The sequence below is a fragment of the Streptomyces sp. NPDC001194 genome, assembly GCF_042896985.1.
Classification (GTDB): Bacteria; Actinomycetota; Actinomycetes; order Streptomycetales; family Streptomycetaceae; genus Streptomyces.
The window spans coordinates 261,702-277,479 of the sequence record NZ_JBIAXU010000001.1; the positions used below are offsets into that span (position 1 = coordinate 261,702).

The following is a 15,778-nucleotide window of genomic DNA, read 5'->3' on the forward strand; positions in this document are numbered from 1 at the left end:
CGATCTCCCGTTCAGGCGGTCTCCGAGGCCCGGTGACCCGCCGCGGGAAACTCAAGCGGATATGCCGATGACGCGACGGACGGTTGTCCGTCGCGCCACCGGAAGGGGTGAAGAGTCGTAACTTTCGCCCACGGTCCGCGTTCGAGCGCGCTAGAAAGGGCCTGCGGCCCTCGTGGCTCATGCGCCCCCGATGTCTCCCCCCACGCTCCCCAGAGCCGGTACGGCGGCGAGCAGTTGGCGGGTGTACGCGTGCCGGGGACGGTCGTACACCTCGTCGACCGGGCCCTCCTCGACGACCAGGCCGCCCCGCATGACGGCGACCCGGTCGCTGACCTGCCGGACCACGGCGAGGTCGTGCGCGATGAAGACCAGCGCGATCCCGAGCTCCCGCTGAAGCTCGGCCAGCAGGGCCGTGACCTGCGCCTGCGTGGTCACGTCGAGCGCGGAGACGGGCTCGTCGCAGACGATCAGCCGCGGCCGCGGCGCCAGGGCCCGGGCGATGCCGACGCGCTGGCGCTGGCCGCCGCTGAACTCGTGCGGGTAGCGGTCGTGGTGCGCGGCCTCCAGCCCGACCCGGACCAGGAGTTCCCCGACCCGGGCCCGGATCGCGGCCTCGTCGCGCTCCCCCGCCGCGCGCAGCGGGTCGGCGACGGATTCCCCGACGGAGCGGCGCGGGTTGAGCGAGGACACCGGGTCCTGGAACACCATCTGGACTCCGGGGACCACCCCCGCGCTCGCCCGGCCGTCGTGGCGGACCTGTCCGGAGCCGGGCTCCAGCAGGCCCACGAGCATCCGCCCGAGGGTGCTCTTGCCGCTGCCGCTCTCGCCCACGATGCCCAGCGTCTCCCCCGCCCGTACGGAGAGCGAGACCCCGCCGACGGCGGCCACGCGCCGCTTGCCCCGCCCGAACTCCCGCCGCAGCGAGAGGGCTTCCACGACGGGCACGCCCGCGTCGGCGCCCGCCGCCGGGGCGGGCTCCCGGGGCGGCCGCGGGCTGTCGAGCCTGGGCACCGCCGCCAGCAGACCCCGGGTGTACGGGTCCGAGGGCGCGGTCAGGACCTGCCCCACGGGGCCGCGTTCCACGGCGGCGCCGCCCCGCATGACCAGCAGCTCGTCCACGCTGTGCGCCGCCACGCCGACGTCGTGCGTGACGAGCAGCAGGGCGAGCCCGCGCTCCTCGCGCAGCCCGTGCAGCAGTTCCAGGATCTGGGCCTGCACGGTGACGTCGAGGGCGGTGGTCGGCTCGTCGGCGATCAGCAGACGGGGTTCGCACGCCAGCGCCATGGCGATCAGCGCGCGCTGGCGCATGCCGCCGCTGAACTCGTGCGGCCTCGCCCGCGCGCGGCGCACCGCGTCGGGGATGCCCACCCGGTCCAGCACCTCGACCGCCCGGGCCCGCGCTGCGCGCCGCGAGGCGTCCGCGTGGACCCGGTACACCTCGGCGATCTGGTCGCCGACGGCGTAGTACGGGTCGAGGGAGCTGAGCGGGTCCTGGAAGACCATGGCGGCGGTGCCCCCGCGCAGCGCGCGCAGTTCCGCGGCCGAGGCCGCGCCGACGTCGGTGCCGCCGACCCGGACGGAGCCGCCGAGCCGGGCCCCGGTCCCGCGGTGCAGTCCCAGCAGGGCCGCGGCGACGGTGGACTTGCCGCTTCCGGACTCGCCGACGATGCCCAGCGCGGCGCCCGGTTCCAGGGTGAAGGAGACCTGGTCGACGGCGCGTACGGACGTCCCGGGCTCTCCGACGGGGAAGTCGACCGTGAGGTCGGCGACCTCCACCAGCAGCTCGCTCATGCCAGGGCCACCCTTCGGTCCGCGAGGGCGTACAGCAGGTCGGCCACGGCGCCCGCGACGACCACGGCCGCGCCGATGGCCAGGACGACGCCGACGACCACCGGCAGGTCCACGACGCGTACGCCGTCGATCAGGGTCTTGCCGAGCCCGGGTATCCCGAACAGCGACTCGGTGAGCACCGCGCCTCCGATCATCGTGCCGAAGTCCACCGCGCTGAGCGCGATCACCGGGGCGACCGCTCCGCGGACGGCGTGCCGGGTGATGATGGCCCGCTCCCCCACCCCGTAGGCGCGGAAGGTGCGGATGTGGTCCTCGGCGAGCGTCTCCAGGGTGGAACTGCGGGTGAGCCTCGCGTACTTGGCGCTCTCGAAGACGCCGAGCGTGATCCACGGCAGCAACAGGTTCCAGGCCCACTGTTCGGGGTCCTCGCCCAGGGGCACGTACGTCGGGAACGGCAGCCATTGCAGGTACGCGCACACTGCCATGAGCAGCAGCAGTCCGAGGACGAACACGGGGGTTCCGGTCGCGCCCAGGGTCAGCGCGGTCAGGGCCCGCTCCGTGATGCCGCCGCGGCGCAGCGCGGACAGCAGTCCGGTGCCGACGCCGACGACGAGCCAGATCACCAGGGCGCCGAGGGCCAGCGACAGGGTGGCCGGCAGCCGGTCCAGCAGCAGTTCGGTGACCTGCCGGTCGTTCTGGTACGAGAATCCGAGGCAGGGCGCGTCGCAGTGCAGCACCAGGCCGGCGCCGCCGGAGTAGTCGCGGCCGGTGAACAGCCCCTGGAGGAAGTGCAGGTACTGGACGACCACCGGGTCGTTCAGTCCGAGCTGCTCGCGCACCTGGGCGACCTGGACCGGGTTGCAGCGTTCCCCGCAGGCGAGCCGGGCGGGGTCGCCGGGGGCGACGTAGAAGAGGACGTACACGGTGACGGACAGGGCGAGCAGCACGAGGAGTGCGCCGCCGGCCCGGTTCAGCACGAAGCGGGTCATCGCGCGTGCTCCTTTCCGGTGCCGATCCGCAGGCGGGAGCCTTCGCGCGGGTCGAGGGCCGTGCGGACCGCGTCGCCGAGCACGGTGAAGGCGAGCACGGTGACGAAGAGCAGTCCGGCGGGGAGCAGGACGTAGGCGGGGTCGGCGCGGAACCAGGTCTGGGCGCCGGACAGCATCTGCCCCCACGAGGGGGTGGGCGGTTTCACTCCGACGCCGAGGAAGGACAGCGAGGCCTCGGCGACGATGTCGGCCGGGACCAGGATCGCGGAGTAGGTGATGAGGGGCGCAGCCAGTGCGGGCAGCAGCTCGCGGCGGGCGATCCGCACGGTGCCGTTCCCGGAGAGCCGGGCGGCGGCCACGAAGTCGAGTTCGCGCAGGGCCAGGGTCTGGGCCCGGACCATCCGGGCCGTCGACCCCCAGCCCAGCAGGCCGATGACCAGGATCAGCAGCAGCGGGCGCGGGAAGTCGGCCGGTACGACGGCGGTGAGCGCGATGGCGAACACCAGCGCCGGCAGGGCGATCATCACGTCGGTGAGCCGGCCGACGAGCTGTCCGACGAGGCGGTTGCCGAGGGCGGCGGCGAGTCCGGCGGCGATCCCGACGAGGATCTGCACGGCGGTGGCGCCGAGCGCGACGAGCAGGGAGATCCGGGCCCCGTACAGCAGCCGGACGAACAGGTCGCGGCCGGTGCCCGGTTCGACGCCGAGCCAGTGGTCGGCGGAGATCCCGCCGAGGGGGCCGAGCGGGACGCCGCCGCGCGCCGAGTCCACGAGATCGTCGTGGTACGCGTTCGGGTCCTGGCCTGCCAGCCCGGCGAGGAGGGGTGCCGCGAGGGCGAGGAGGACGAGGAGTGCCAGGACGGCGGCGGCCGTGGCGGCCGAGGGCCGCCGGCGCAGCCGCCGCCAGACCTGGCGCGCGGCGCCCGCGCCCGGGGCGAGGGCCCCGGGCGCGGACGGCGCGGCAGGCTGTTGCAGGGTGGCGGTCACTTGACGGAGACCTGCGAGATGTCGAGGACGCCGGTCCAGTCGCTGATGACGACGTTCTTGACGTCCTTGCCGACCAGCCGCTTGTAGACCGGGTGGAAGAGCGGCACGTCGAGGGCCTGCTCACCGATCTTCTTGTCGAGCGCGCCCCAGCGCTTGCCGGCCTCGGCGAGGTCGGTCAGCTTGGCGATCTCGTCGATCTCGGCGTTGACGGCGGGGTCGTTCAGCTGGGCGTGGTTGTAGTTGGTGCCGTTGGCGACGATCTGCCGGCCGTCGAAGATCGGCGCGAGGAAGGGGCCGCCGGAGGGCCAGTCGGCGCCCCAGCGCGAGAGGAAGAAGCCGGGGGTGTTCTTGGCGTCCCAGCGCTTCTCGTTGAAGGCGTTGTTCTCCAGGCCCTCCAGCTTGACGGTGATGCCGGCGGCGGCGAGCGCCTGCTGCACGGCGGTCGCGACCTCGGGGCTGGTCTGCCGGTTCTGCGCGGTGGAGTGCGTCAGGGTGATGCTCAGCCCGTCCGGGAAGCCGGCTTCCTTCAGCAGCTCCCTGGCCTTGGCCGGGTCGCCCGCCTTGCCCGCCGGGAAGTGGTCGTACGGGGTGTGGCCGAAGGCCTTCTGCTCGGGCAGGAAGGTGGTGGCCGGCTCGGCGAGGGCGGAGCCGCCGGCCGCGTTGACGACGCTGGTGCGGTTGATGGCGTACGAGACGGCCTGGCGCACCTTCGGGTTGTCGAAGGGGGCCACCTTCGGGTTGAAGGCGAGGTAGTTGACGTAGCCGAAGTGGCCGGTGCCGACGCGTCCCTCCAGCTCCTTGTTGCTGCCGATCTGCGCGAGCTCGGCGGGCCCGAGGTTGGTGTCGGTGGTGATCGCGGCCGCGTCGGCGCCCGAGCTGGTCGACAGCCGCTGGTTGATGACCGCGGCGTCCAGCCCGGAGCGGACGTCGATGCGGTCCGGGTAGGCCTTGCGCTCCTCGTCGGTCTTCGGGTCCCAGTTCCCGTTGCGCTCCAGGGTGAGGTGCTCGCCGTCGTTCTCGTTCTTGACGACCTTGTACGGGCCGGAGGAGACGGGGTGCTCCTCGTACTTCACCCCGGTGTCCTTGGCCTTGGGCACGGGGGCGAACTGCGTCTGGGTCGCCACGAAGGGGAACTCTCCCTCGGGCTTGCGCAGTTTGAAGGTGATCGTCTTCGCGTCGGGCACGAGGATCGAGTCGAGCCCCTTGCCGCCGTCCTTGTACGGGCCCTCGTAGCTCTCCCCGCCGACCAGCCAGTCCCGCAGGTACGGGGCGCCGCCCGACAGCTCGGCGGCGAAGGACCGCTCGATGCCGTACTTGATGTCGGCGGTGGTGATCGGGGTGCCGTCCTCGTAGGTCAGCCCGTCCTTGAGCGTGTACGTCCACTCGGTGGCGTCGGCGTTGGGCCTGCCGGTGTCGGTGGCCAGGTCGGGCACGACCTTGGTGCCGGCGGCGCCGTCCTCGCGGTTGCGGGTGGTGAGCGTCCGGAAGACCAGCGAGGGGACGTTGCCGCCGCCGGAGGTGTAGAGGCGGGCCGGGTCGAAGTCGCTCTGCGGCTCGGAGTTGAGGACGGTCAGGGTGCCGCCCTTCTGCGGGGCGCCGCCGGCGGCGCCGGACGTGGCGCCGGACTGGTCCGCCGCGCCCTTGGGCCCGCACGCCGCGGCGCCCCCGGCCAGGACGAGGCTGACGGCGACCGCGGCCACACGGCGCGATGTCTGGGACTGACGGAGCATGGGAAAAGGGACCTCTCGGCGTGAATCGTGGATCGCCCGGCTTCAGGAGCCGGGCAAAAGGGAGGAAAGGGCCACGCGAGGGGCAGCGGTCAGCAGTCGGAAACCGGCAGCGGCGGCCGGTGAGCGGCCGCATGCGGGTGGAACGAGAAAGCCGCACCTGCGGGCATGGATGCACCCGGGCGCGGCGAAGCAGGGAAGAAGGAGAAGTCGCGGCGCGATCGGGTACGCGTCAGCGACAGAGGATGTCGGCCACGCTGTGCGCGGTCACACCGAGCAGCGCCAGCTCAATGGCGGCGCTCGCGATGGTGGTGTGGTGGTGCGACATGCGAAGAACAATTACCGATCATCGGACAAGTTGTCAACGCGACATTCGGCCGTTCACCACCTCTCGCCGGTCAACTCCCGGGGAACACCCAGGGGTTGGGCTTGCACTGGATTCCGCCGATGTTGAGGGACTTCGTCTGCTGCTGCATGATCGGCGCGAGCGCGCCCGGGGTCTGGCAGTTCACGTGCCCGTGCCCGAGCCGGTGGCCCACCTCGTGGTTGATGAGCATCTGCCGGTACGCGAACATCTGGTCCGCGCCGTACGTCGTCGAGCCCTGCGCCCAGCGGAACGCGTTGATCATGACCCGGTCCGTGGAGGCGGAGTCACAGCTGACGTTGTCGACGGTGGTGTCCAGATCGGACTTGGCGCACCACACGCCGGTGGTGCCGGGGCTGGCCAGCGTGATGACGAAGTCGGCCTCGCCGCCCGGCACCCGCTCGAAGGTCTTCGTACCGCCGTGGCCCCAGCTGCGGTCGTCGTTGAGGGTGCGGTGGACGGCCTCGGCGAACAGCTGCGCGTCCAGGCCGAGCCCCTGCTCGACGTCGACCCGGTAGCGGACCTTCTTGCCCTTGCCGGGTGCCGGCGCCACCCCGGGAACGGTGTCGAAGGTTCCCGGCCCCTTCAGCTTCTCGTCGATGGGGAACTGCTGGGCCATCTTCTGCTCGTACGACAGCTCCACCGCGGGCGCGGCGGGCGCCGCAGGGGTCGCCCGGCCGTCGGAGCGGGAGGCGGCGGACGTGCCGGGGTCGGCGCGCTTCTGCGCGCCTCCGGCGGAGCTCGCGGTGGGCGAGGAGCCGCTGTCGCCGTCGGAAGCCATCTGCACGGCCACGACGACGGCGAGCGCGGTGGTGACGGCGGCCACGGCCATCCCTGTGTACGTACGGACCTTCCGCCCGCGCCCGGGGCCGGACGGCTCCTCGGCGGGAGCGGCGGGCTCCGCGGGAGCGGCGGGCTCCGCGGGAGCGGCCGGGGCGGCCGGAGTCGCGACCGGGGCGGCCATCGGCGCGCGCGGACCCGGCACCCGCGGGTGCGAGCCGGTGGAGGTCGAGGGGTCGGCGGCGGGCCGCGGGAAGGTCACCTGCGGGAAGCCGACCGCGGGAGTGCCGAAGGCCGGGGTGTCGGTGTCCAGCACGGCGGCGGCCGGCGCGGTGGGCGCGGACCGGCCCGTCCGCGGTACGCCGCGCCAGTCCCCGTACACCGTGTCGGACACCGCGCCCCAGGCCCCGCCCGGCTCGCGCTGCTCGGGGTGGCCGCCGCGCGGCTCCTCGTACGCGGGGTACCCGCCGGAGGGCCACTGCTCCTCGTACGGCCGGTGCTCCTCGTAGGGCCGGTACGCGTCCGCGGACCCGCGCCGGCCCTCGTACGGGCGGCGCTCCTCGAAGACGGACCGCTCCTCGTACGGGGCCGCCTCGGGTTCCGCCTGCGGCGCGGGCGCCGGACGGGCGGGAGCCGGAGCGGGCCCCTTGCGACTATGTCGTCCCACGGTCCTCAGCCTCTGCCGTCTTCGGTGTCCGGGATGCCGGGCGCGTCCGGGTCGGTGTCGTGCAACAGCTCCCGGAAGGCCTGCGCCACCACGCCGGGGTACTCCATCATCGCCACGTGCCCGGCCTCGGGCAGCGTCAGCAGCCGCGAACCCCGGAAGGCCGCCGCCGCCTTGTGCGCCATACGGTACGAGACCAGCTGGTCCCGGCCGCCGTAGACCAGCAGCGTCGGGGCGAGCACCCGCTGCGCCTGGCGCCACAGTCCGTGCTGCCCGCCGAGGGTGTACGCGTCGACGATGCCGCGCGAGGAGCGGGTCATCGCGTCCCAGAAGTACGGCAGGGCCATCCGCCGCTCCATCTCCGCGACGGCGTGCGCGAAGCCCTCCGGTGTCACCCGGGAGGGGTCCCCGTAACAGAGGGCCGTCACCCCGCGGGTGCGCTCCTCGGCGCTCAGCCCGCGGGTGAGCCGGCCGACCAGCGAGGCCATCCCGGGTACGGCGAGCAGTGCGGTGGGGACGGCCGACCTCTGCACGCGCAGCTCGGGCAGCGCGGGCGAGATCAGCGTCAGCGTGCGCACCAGGTCGGGGCGGACGGCCGCGACGCGGGTGGAGACGGCGCCGCCGAGGGAGTTCCCGAAGAGGTGGACGGGGCCGCGGCCGGCGGCGTCGAGGTGCCGGATGACGGCGCGGGCCAGTGCCGTGACCGAGTAGTCGCGGTCGGCGGGCGGCGGGGACCAGCCGAAGCCGGGCAGGTCGAGCGCCTCGCCGTCGACGCTGTCCTCCAGCTGTGCCATGAGGTCCGTCCAGTTCGTCGACGAACCGCCGAGTCCGTGGACGAACAGCGCGGGCGGCAGCCCCGTGCGCAGCGGGGGCCGGGACCGGACGGCGAGCTCCAGTCCGGGCAGCACCGCGAGGCGCAGCTGCTCCCCCTCGGCGACGTGGACGGCTCCCACCTGGGAGAACGCTTCGGATGCGGATCGCACACCCGGCAGCTCGGTCGAAGACATGCCGCCAATGTTACGAGACGATCACGTCCGGACTCTTGTGTTCGGCATCACAGATGCATGGGGATCCACGTAGCGGGGTATTCGCGATCCTCCTACGCTCATAGATGAGGCAGGCCACAGAGGCGGTCCGCCCACGAGGGGCGAGGGAAGAAGGGGAGCCACATGACCGTCGACCCCGCAGAGCCGGAAACCTTCCGGGAGCGCTTCCCGGAGACCCTCGACACCGAGGCGCCCGAGGCCGATGCGGCGGAACAGCTGGCCGAGTTGCAGCCGGACGACGACGACCGGGTCACCGGGGTGGACCGCGACGAGGCCGCCGACGGGGACGCCGCCGAACAGGCGCGGGTGGTGACCCTGGACGAGGACGACTACCGCTGACCAGCGCCTCCGGGCAGTCCGTACACGGTCCGCACAGCGAGAAAACTCCGCTTGGACCCTACAGATTCGGTTACCGAAAAGTACGATGGCCGCGCGGCGCAGAGCGCACTGTGTTCTTAGAGAAAGTGGGAGGCGGCGTGACAGCCATCGAGCAGACGGAGGCAGCGCGTCCCCGGGGCACGCGACTGCCGCGCCGAGCCCGGCGCAACCAGCTGCTGGGCGCGGCCCAGGAGGTCTTCGTCGCGCAGGGTTACCACGCGGCGGCGATGGACGACATCGCGGAGCGGGCCGGCGTCAGCAAGCCCGTGCTCTACCAGCACTTCCCGGGCAAGCTCGACCTCTACCTGGCGCTGCTGGACCAGCACTGCGAGGCCCTGCTGCTCGCCGTGCGCACGGCGCTCGCGTCGACGACGGACAACAAGCTGCGCGTGGCCGCCACCATGGACGCCTACTTCGCGTACGTGGAGGACGAGGGCGGCGCCTTCCGGCTGGTCTTCGAGTCCGACCTGACGAACGAGCCCGCGGTGCGCGAGCGCGTCGACCGCGTCTCGCTGCAGTGCGCCGAGGCCATCTCCGACGTCATCGCCGAGGACACGGGCCTGTCCAAGGACGAGTCGATGCTGCTGGCCGTGGGCCTGGGCGGGGTCTCGCAGGTCGTGGCCCGGTACTGGCTCTCCAGCGAGAGCCCGGTCGCCCGCGACACCGCGGTGGGCCTGCTGACCTCGCTGGCCTGGCGCGGCATCGCCGGCTTCCCGCTGCACGGCACGGAGGGCGGCCAGGCCCCGCAGGCCTGACCCGCGGAGCCGACCGCGGACCCGACCGCAGGCCTGGCGGCCGCCGGGCGGCTGCCAGGCCCGATGTTCGCTGCGAGCGTGTCCGGAGCGCCGCATCCGGGTCCCCTCTCCGGGCTAATGTGGACCGGGTACGGCGCGGCTGATCGCGCACAACCGACCATCGGAGGGACAAAGCCGTGGAGGTCAAGATCGGCGTGCAGCACGCACCCCGGGAGATCGTGCTGGAGAGCGACTTGAGCGCCGAGGAGCTGGAGCGCATCGTCACCGCCGCGCTGACCGGTTCGGAGCCGCTGCTGAGCCTCACCGACAACAAGGGCCGCAAGGTCCTGGTGCCGGCCGATCGCCTGTCGTACGTCGACCTGGGCGAGCCGAGCGTGCGCAAGGTCGGTTTCGGCGCGCTCTGACGCATCGCGACCGGCATTCGGCAGAACTGGGTGAAACGGCCCGGTGGTTGATTCCACCGGGCCGTTTCCCTTTCCTCCGCTTCGGGTAGGACCGCAGTGACCCGGTTTGCCCCTGACCTGCGGGAGACCCCCATGCTGCTGTTGGAAGCGCTCGGCTCCGCCCTCCTGGGCCTCGCCCTTGCCGGAGCGGCCCTGCGAGTGCTGGCCCTGCGGCTGCCGTCCCCGAGGACGGTGCTGGTCAGCGGGGTTCTGGGAGCCCTCTTCGGGGCGTACCTGACACAGTTCGCACTCGGTCCGGGACACAACACGCTCTTCGCGACCCTGGTCGGCTCGGTGCTGGTCTCCGCGGTGGTGCTGTCGCTGCTGCTGCGTCCCGGCGCGGGTCCCCGGCGCTCATCGCGCCGGACTCCGTTTTCGCTCCCGTCGCAGGGCTGAGCGGTCCTCCGGCCGACCTGATCGGGATCCGTCCGCACTCCGTCACCTCGTACGCCGGCCCCGGCGCGGGATTCCGCGCCGGGGCCGGCGTACGAGCGGGTGAAGACGATCAGGCGGCGAGGCCCAGTGCGGCCATGCGCTTGGTGTGCGCCTTGGTGATCCGGGTGAACATCTCGCCGACGGCCGCCAGGTCGAAGCCGGCCGCCATCCCGTCCACGCCGCCCACCAGCATCGTGGAGAGGGCGTCGCGCTCGGCGACCACGCGCTGCGCCTGCGAGAGCGCCTCGCCCATCAGCCGGCGGGCCCACAGCGCGAGCCGGCCTCCGCAGCGCGGATCGGCCTCGATGGCGGCGCGGACCTTCTCGACGGCGAAGCCGCCGTGACCGGTGTCGTCGAGCACGCTCACGACGAGGGCGCGGGTGTCGCTGTCCAGGTGGGTGGCGACCTCGCGGTAGAAGTCGCTGGCGATGGAGTCGCCGACGTAGGCCTTGACCAGGCCCTCCAGCCAGTCCGACGGAGCGGTCTGGCGGTGGAAGTCGTCGACGCCCTTCGCGAAGGGCTCCATGGCCGCGGTGGGCTCGGCGTCGATCGCCGCGAGGCGGTCGCGCAGCCGCTCGAAGTGGTGGAACTCCGCGGAGGCCATCTTCGCGAGCTCGGCCTTGTCGTCGAGGGTGGGCGCGAGCTTCGCGTCCTCCGCGAGGCGCTCGAAGGCCGCGAGCTCTCCGTACGCGAGCGCTCCCAGCAGGTCCACGACGGCTGCCCGGTACTGCGGCGAGGCGGAGGCGGTCGCCCAGTCCTGGGCGGCGATCCCGGTCGCCCCGGCGCCGGCGCTGTCGTCGGAGGGCGATGCGTTTTCAACGGTCGACATGCTCCGCACAATAGCCCGCCGGAACCCCGCCACAGGCACCGCATCGGGTCACCGATGGTCTGCCTAAACGCGACTACCAGGTGAATTCACCCGACACACCTGCGCGATTCCGGGGTACAGTGGTAATGCGCCTGCCGGATACTCGGCGGGCCATCCGAATGAGGATGCCCGGTCGGTGGCCCGATCGGCTCCACCCGACCGCCCTCGGCGTGATGCGTACGTCCATGCGTACCGCCTCTCCACGAGGGGCCCCCTCAGCGGCATGAGCGCTTGAGCGAAGGCCAGTGGTCCCGCGCAGCTTAGTAATGGCTCTTCCGATGTCTGGAAGGGCGCAGTACTGCAAGCCAGGCACGGTACGACCCCCCTCGCCGCCTCGCGCCGCGTCTCACAGAAGAGGCAGCACCCTGACTACGTTCCGAGACCTCGGGATCTTTCCCGAGACGGCCGAAGCCCTTGAGGCCGTCGGCATTGTGTCCCCCTTCCCGATCCAGGAGATGACCCTCCCCGTCGCCCTTTCCGGCACGGACGTCATCGGCCAGGCCAAGACCGGAACCGGCAAGACGCTCGGTTTCGGCCTTCCGCTGCTGGAGCGGGTCATCGTCCCCGCGGACGTCGAGGCGGGCCGGGCGACGCCCGAGCAGCTGACCGACGCCCCGCAGGCCCTCGTCGTCGTCCCGACGCGCGAGCTGTGCACCCAGGTCACCAACGACCTGCTGACCGCGGGCAAGGTCCGCAACGTCCGCGTCCTCGCCATATACGGCGGCCGCGCGTACGAGCCCCAGGTCGAGGCGCTCAAGAAGGGCGTCGACGTGATCGTCGGCACCCCGGGCCGCCTGCTCGACCTGGCCGGCCAGCGCAAGCTCGACCTGTCGCACGTCAAGGCCCTCGTCCTGGACGAGGCCGACGAGATGCTCGACCTGGGCTTCCTGCCCGACGTCGAGAAGATCATCAACTACCTCCCGGCCAAGCGTCAGACGATGCTGTTCTCGGCGACCATGCCGGGCGCGGTCATCGGCCTGGCCCGCCGGTACATGACGCAGCCGACGCACATCCGCGCCACCTCGCCCGAGGGCGAGGGCGTCACCGTCGCCAACATCAAGCAGCACGTCTTCCGTGCGCACAACATGGACAAGCCGGAGCTCGTCTCCCGCATCCTGCAGGCCGAGGGCCGCGGGCTGGCCATGATCTTCTGCCGTACGAAGCGCACGGCGGCCGACATCGCCGAGCAGCTGGAGAAGCGCGGCTTCGCCTCCGGCGCCGTCCACGGCGACCTGGGCCAGGGCGCGCGCGAGCAGGCCCTGCGCGCGTTCCGCAACGGCAAGGTCGACGTGCTGGTGTGCACCGACGTCGCCGCGCGCGGCATCGACGTCGAGGGCGTCACCCACGTCATCAACTACCAGACGCCGGAAGACGAGAAGACCTTCCTGCACCGCGTGGGCCGCACCGGCCGCGCGGGCAACAAGGGCACGGCCGTCACCCTGGTCGACTGGGACGACATCCCGCGCTGGCAGCTGATCAACAAGGCGCTGGAGCTGGACTTCCACGACCCGGTCGAGACGTACTCCACGTCTCCGCACCTGTTCGAGGAGCTGCACATCCCGGCCGGCACCAAGGGCATCCTGCCGCGCGCCGAGCGCGTGCGGGCCGGCCTGAAGGCCGAGGAGCTCGAGGACCTGGGCGAGACCGGCGGCCGCGGTGGCCGTGGCGGTCGCGGTGACCGCGGTGACCGCGGTCCGGCCGCAGCCGCCCCCGTCGAGGAGCGTGCCGCCCGTACGCGCACCCCGCGTCAGCGCCGCCGTACGCGCGGTGGCAGCGAGCTCGGCGCCGAGGGCGCCGCCGTGACGCCGGTGGCCGAGGCTCCCGAGGCCCCGGCCGGCGACGAGGCGCGCAAGCCGCGCCGCCGCCGGACGCGTTCGGTGACGACGGCAGCCGCCGCTGCCGCCGCCGTGGCCGAGTCGGCCCCGGTCGCCGCGGTCGTGGAGGCTGCCCCCGTCGCCGTCGCCCCGGTCGTCGAGGCTCCGGTCGCCGAGGCTCCGGCCGAGGAGGCCCCGGTCAAGGCCCGCCGGACCCGCACCCGCAAGGTCGCGGAGGCCCCGGTCTTCGCGGAGCCGGAGTTCGCGCAGGCCGCGCCGGTCGCGGCCGAGCCCGTCAAGGCCGAGCCGGTCCGCGCCCGCCGGGTCCCGACCCAGAAGCCGGTCCTCGCCCAGCTGACCCCGATCTCCGAGGCTCCGGCCGCGGAGACGGTGGTCAAGGCCCGCCGGACCACCCGTACCCGCAAGGTCGTCGACGCGGCCCCGGAGCCGGACTTCCAGGTGGCCCCGCCCGTGGAGCCCCCGGTGAAGGCCCGTCGCAGCGCTCCCGCCACCCGGACCCGCAAGGTCGCGGCGGCCGCTCCGGTCGCCGAGACCGTCGCGGTGGCCGAGGAGGCCGAGGTCAAGCCGAAGCGCACCCGGGCCCGCAAGACCGCCGCTGCCGTCGTCGAGGCTCCGGCCGCGCCGGTGGCCGAGGAGGCCCCCGCGAAGCCGAAGCGCACGCGGACCCGCAAGGTCGCCGCTCCCGTCGCGGAGACCGCGGAAGCCTGATCCCCGCAGCACCGTCCGGTGGCCCGGTCCCCTTCCGAGGGGGCCGGGCCACCGGCGCGTTCACGGCCGGGACGCTCGCACGTCCGGGCCGTGTACACCGCCCCTACGCGCCGGTAACCCCGGGCCGGTAGCCTCTGGCCCATGAGCAAGCCGCCCCGCCTCACGCTGCCGTCCGGTGCCCGCGCGCACCTCCTGTCCACCGCCCGCGGAGAGTTCGCCGTGCACGAGGCCGGCGAGCCGGTCCGCGGCACCGCCCTGCTGGTCCCGGGGTTCACGGGCAGCAAGGAGGACTTCATCGGCCTCCTGGAGCCCCTGGCCGCAGCCGGGTACCGGGTGGTCGCGGTCGACGGGCGCGGGCAGCACGAGAGCCCCGGACCGCGCGAGGAGTCGGCGTACGCACTGGAGGAGCTGGCACAGGACGTGCTCGCCCAGGCCGCCGCCGTGGACGGGGGCCCCGTCCACCTGGTCGGCCACTCGCTGGGCGGGGTGATCGCGCGGGCCGCCGTGCTGCGCGACGCGGCTCCCTTCGCCTCCCTGACCCTGATGAGCAGCGGGCCGGCCGCGATCGCCGAGGACCAGCAGGAGCGTACGAAGCTGCTGGTCGCCGCGTTGGAGGCGATGCGGGAGGACATGCCGGGCGTGTGGACGGCGATGCGGTCCTTCGATCCCGAGGACGCGGTGCCCGACTCCCCCGAGCTCGCGGACTTCCTGCGCGAGCGGTGGCTGGCCACGGTGCCGGAGCAGCTGATCGCCACGGGCCGGATCCTGGTCTCCGAGCCGGACCGGGTGGACGGGCTCAGCGCCGTGGAACTGCCGAAGCTGGTGCTGTCCGGCGAGGTCGACTACGCGTGGCCGGTTCCGCTGATGGACGAGATGACACGGCGACTGGGTGCGGCCCGGGTGGTCGTGGGGGGCGCCGAGCACTCCCCCAATGCGGAGAATCCGCAGGTCACAGCCGGTGCGCTGGCCTCGTTCTGGGATGCCCACCCGCGAGGTTAGTTAGCGAGTGAAAAAATTTCCTTAGCGTAGGGAATGTTTGCCTCTTACACTTCGTTGGAACAGTGCAAGGAGAACACTGACGAAGGGAGAAGCACCATGCGCTTCGAGATTCTGCGCCTGGACGATGTCGACGGATCCGCCGTGGACAGCACCGTCGTGGACGCGGCCTCCGTCAACCGGATCGTGCAGCAGGCGGCCGCCGTAGGCCAGCGCATTCTGATCCGACCGGCCGAGAGTGCGTCCTCCTGACTCGCCGCGAAACAACGTCGAACGCCCCCGCACCGGATCGGTGCGGGGGCGTTCGCGTGTGCGGGAACGGGCCGGGCGGCGCTCAGGCAGTGTGGATGACCTGGAGCACGCCGTTGATGATCTGCTGGACGGCGATCGCGGAGAGCATCATGCCGGCGAGGCGCGTCACGAGGACGACGCCGCCGTCCTTGATGACCCGGATGATGACCAGCGAGTAGCGCATGGCGGTCCACAGCACGAGGTGCATGGCGACGATCGCCAGCCAGACCGAGACCTGCGCGGCGGCCCCGTCCGCCTTCTGCACGGCCAGGATGACGGACACGATCGCACCGGGACCGGCGAGCAGCGGCATGCCGAGCGGCACGAGGGCGACGTTCACGTCCTTGGTCTGCTTGGGCTCGTCGTTCTTGCCGGTGAGCAGGTCGAGCGCGATGAGCAGGAGCAGCAGACCGCCCGCGATCATCAGCGCGGGGACGGAGACGTGCAGGTAGTCCAGGATCTGCTGGCCGCAGATCCCGAAGACGGCGATGACGCCGAAGGCCACGCAGACGGCCTGCCAGGCCATGCGGCGCTGCACCTTGGCGGGGCGGCCCGAGGTCAGGGCGAGGAAGATCGGCGTGATCCCCGGGGGGTCCATAATCACAAAAAGCGTGAGAAATAGGGATCCGAAGACGGCGAAGTCAAACACAGTGATGCCTTGCAGGAGAGAGGGGTGTTTCGAAGAAAGGAAAAGGGGCGCATCGGCGCGCGTGCGCGCCGGT

Annotated in this window: 16 protein-coding genes; 7 read left to right on the forward strand and 9 right to left on the reverse strand. The window is 72.6% G+C overall.

Annotation, left to right across the window (positions count from 1 at the left end; all coding sequences use genetic code 11):
• Positions 1-177 precede the first annotated feature (177 nt).
• The 7 genes from ACFY1T_RS01225 to ACFY1T_RS01255 form a co-directional block, all read right to left on the reverse strand.
• Complete coding sequence (locus ACFY1T_RS01225; RefSeq protein ID WP_390786477.1) at positions 178-1,791, reverse strand: dipeptide ABC transporter ATP-binding protein; 1,614 nt, start codon at positions 1,789-1,791, stop codon at positions 178-180.
• Positions 1,788-2,780 (reverse strand): ABC transporter permease, encoded by a 993-nt coding sequence (locus ACFY1T_RS01230; RefSeq protein ID WP_390786478.1) that lies wholly within the window; start codon positions 2,778-2,780, stop codon positions 1,788-1,790. The genes ACFY1T_RS01225 and ACFY1T_RS01230 overlap by 4 nt, the downstream gene beginning before the upstream one ends.
• Entirely contained in the window at positions 2,777-3,766 is a 990-nt protein-coding gene (locus ACFY1T_RS01235) for an ABC transporter permease (RefSeq protein ID WP_390786479.1), read from the reverse strand. Before ACFY1T_RS01235 ends, ACFY1T_RS01230 begins: the two co-directional genes overlap by 4 nt.
• Positions 3,763-5,496 carry an ABC transporter substrate-binding protein gene (locus ACFY1T_RS01240; protein WP_390786480.1) on the reverse strand — a complete coding sequence of 578 codons (1,734 nt, stop codon included), beginning with the start codon at positions 5,494-5,496 and terminating at the stop codon, positions 3,763-3,765. The genes ACFY1T_RS01235 and ACFY1T_RS01240 overlap by 4 nt, the downstream gene beginning before the upstream one ends.
• A gap of 229 nt (positions 5,497-5,725) precedes the next feature.
• Positions 5,726-5,821, reverse strand: coding sequence for an Ms4533A family Cys-rich leader peptide (locus ACFY1T_RS01245; RefSeq protein WP_383493200.1), 96 nt, complete (start codon positions 5,819-5,821; stop codon positions 5,726-5,728).
• 70 nt (positions 5,822-5,891) lie between these two features.
• Positions 5,892-7,304, reverse strand: a complete 1,413-nt coding sequence (locus ACFY1T_RS01250; protein ID WP_390786481.1) for a DUF3152 domain-containing protein — start codon at positions 7,302-7,304, stop codon at positions 5,892-5,894.
• 5 nt (positions 7,305-7,309) lie between these two features.
• Positions 7,310-8,308, reverse strand: coding sequence for an alpha/beta fold hydrolase (locus ACFY1T_RS01255; RefSeq protein ID WP_390786482.1), 999 nt, complete (start codon positions 8,306-8,308; stop codon positions 7,310-7,312).
• Positions 8,309-8,470: 162 nt separating this feature from the next.
• On the opposite strand from ACFY1T_RS01255, the gene ACFY1T_RS01260 reads away from it, so the two are divergent.
• The 4 genes from ACFY1T_RS01260 to ACFY1T_RS01275 all read left to right on the forward strand — a co-directional run bounded on the left by ACFY1T_RS01260 (position 8,471) and on the right by ACFY1T_RS01275 (position 10,319).
• Positions 8,471-8,686: a hypothetical protein gene (locus ACFY1T_RS01260; protein ID WP_390786483.1), complete on the forward strand. Its 216-nt coding sequence runs from the start codon at positions 8,471-8,473 to the stop codon at positions 8,684-8,686.
• A 137-nt stretch (positions 8,687-8,823) separates the two neighbouring features.
• Positions 8,824-9,480 (forward strand): TetR/AcrR family transcriptional regulator, encoded by a 657-nt coding sequence (locus tag ACFY1T_RS01265; RefSeq protein WP_030153469.1) that lies wholly within the window; start codon positions 8,824-8,826, stop codon positions 9,478-9,480.
• 176 nt (positions 9,481-9,656) lie between these two features.
• On the forward strand, positions 9,657-9,884 hold the full coding sequence (locus tag ACFY1T_RS01270; protein WP_030153467.1) for a DUF3107 domain-containing protein: 228 nt from the start codon (positions 9,657-9,659) through the stop codon (positions 9,882-9,884).
• A 132-nt stretch (positions 9,885-10,016) separates the two neighbouring features.
• Positions 10,017-10,319: a hypothetical protein gene (locus ACFY1T_RS01275; RefSeq protein WP_030868282.1), complete on the forward strand. Its 303-nt coding sequence runs from the start codon at positions 10,017-10,019 to the stop codon at positions 10,317-10,319.
• Between the two features lie 109 nt (positions 10,320-10,428).
• Here ACFY1T_RS01275 and ACFY1T_RS01280 read toward each other — a convergent pair whose 3' ends face one another.
• On the reverse strand, positions 10,429-11,187 hold the full coding sequence (locus tag ACFY1T_RS01280) for a ferritin-like fold-containing protein (RefSeq protein ID WP_030868285.1): 759 nt from the start codon (positions 11,185-11,187) through the stop codon (positions 10,429-10,431).
• A gap of 494 nt (positions 11,188-11,681) precedes the next feature.
• On the opposite strand from ACFY1T_RS01280, the gene ACFY1T_RS01285 reads away from it, so the two are divergent.
• The 3 genes from ACFY1T_RS01285 (at position 11,682) to ACFY1T_RS01295 (ending at position 15,017) form a co-directional block, all read left to right on the forward strand.
• Positions 11,682-13,769, forward strand: coding sequence for a DEAD/DEAH box helicase (locus tag ACFY1T_RS01285; protein WP_390786484.1), 2,088 nt, complete (start codon positions 11,682-11,684; stop codon positions 13,767-13,769).
• A gap of 141 nt (positions 13,770-13,910) precedes the next feature.
• On the forward strand, positions 13,911-14,768 hold the full coding sequence (locus tag ACFY1T_RS01290; RefSeq protein ID WP_390786485.1) for an alpha/beta fold hydrolase: 858 nt from the start codon (positions 13,911-13,913) through the stop codon (positions 14,766-14,768).
• A 96-nt stretch (positions 14,769-14,864) separates the two neighbouring features.
• Positions 14,865-15,017 carry a hypothetical protein gene (locus tag ACFY1T_RS01295; protein ID WP_166663124.1) on the forward strand — a complete coding sequence of 51 codons (153 nt, stop codon included), beginning with the start codon at positions 14,865-14,867 and terminating at the stop codon, positions 15,015-15,017.
• 82 nt (positions 15,018-15,099) lie between these two features.
• Here the strand turns inward: ACFY1T_RS01295 and ACFY1T_RS01300 are convergent, their stop codons facing one another.
• Positions 15,100-15,705 (reverse strand): MarC family protein, encoded by a 606-nt coding sequence (locus ACFY1T_RS01300; RefSeq protein WP_030868293.1) that lies wholly within the window; start codon positions 15,703-15,705, stop codon positions 15,100-15,102.
• Positions 15,706-15,778: the final 73 nt, after the last annotated feature.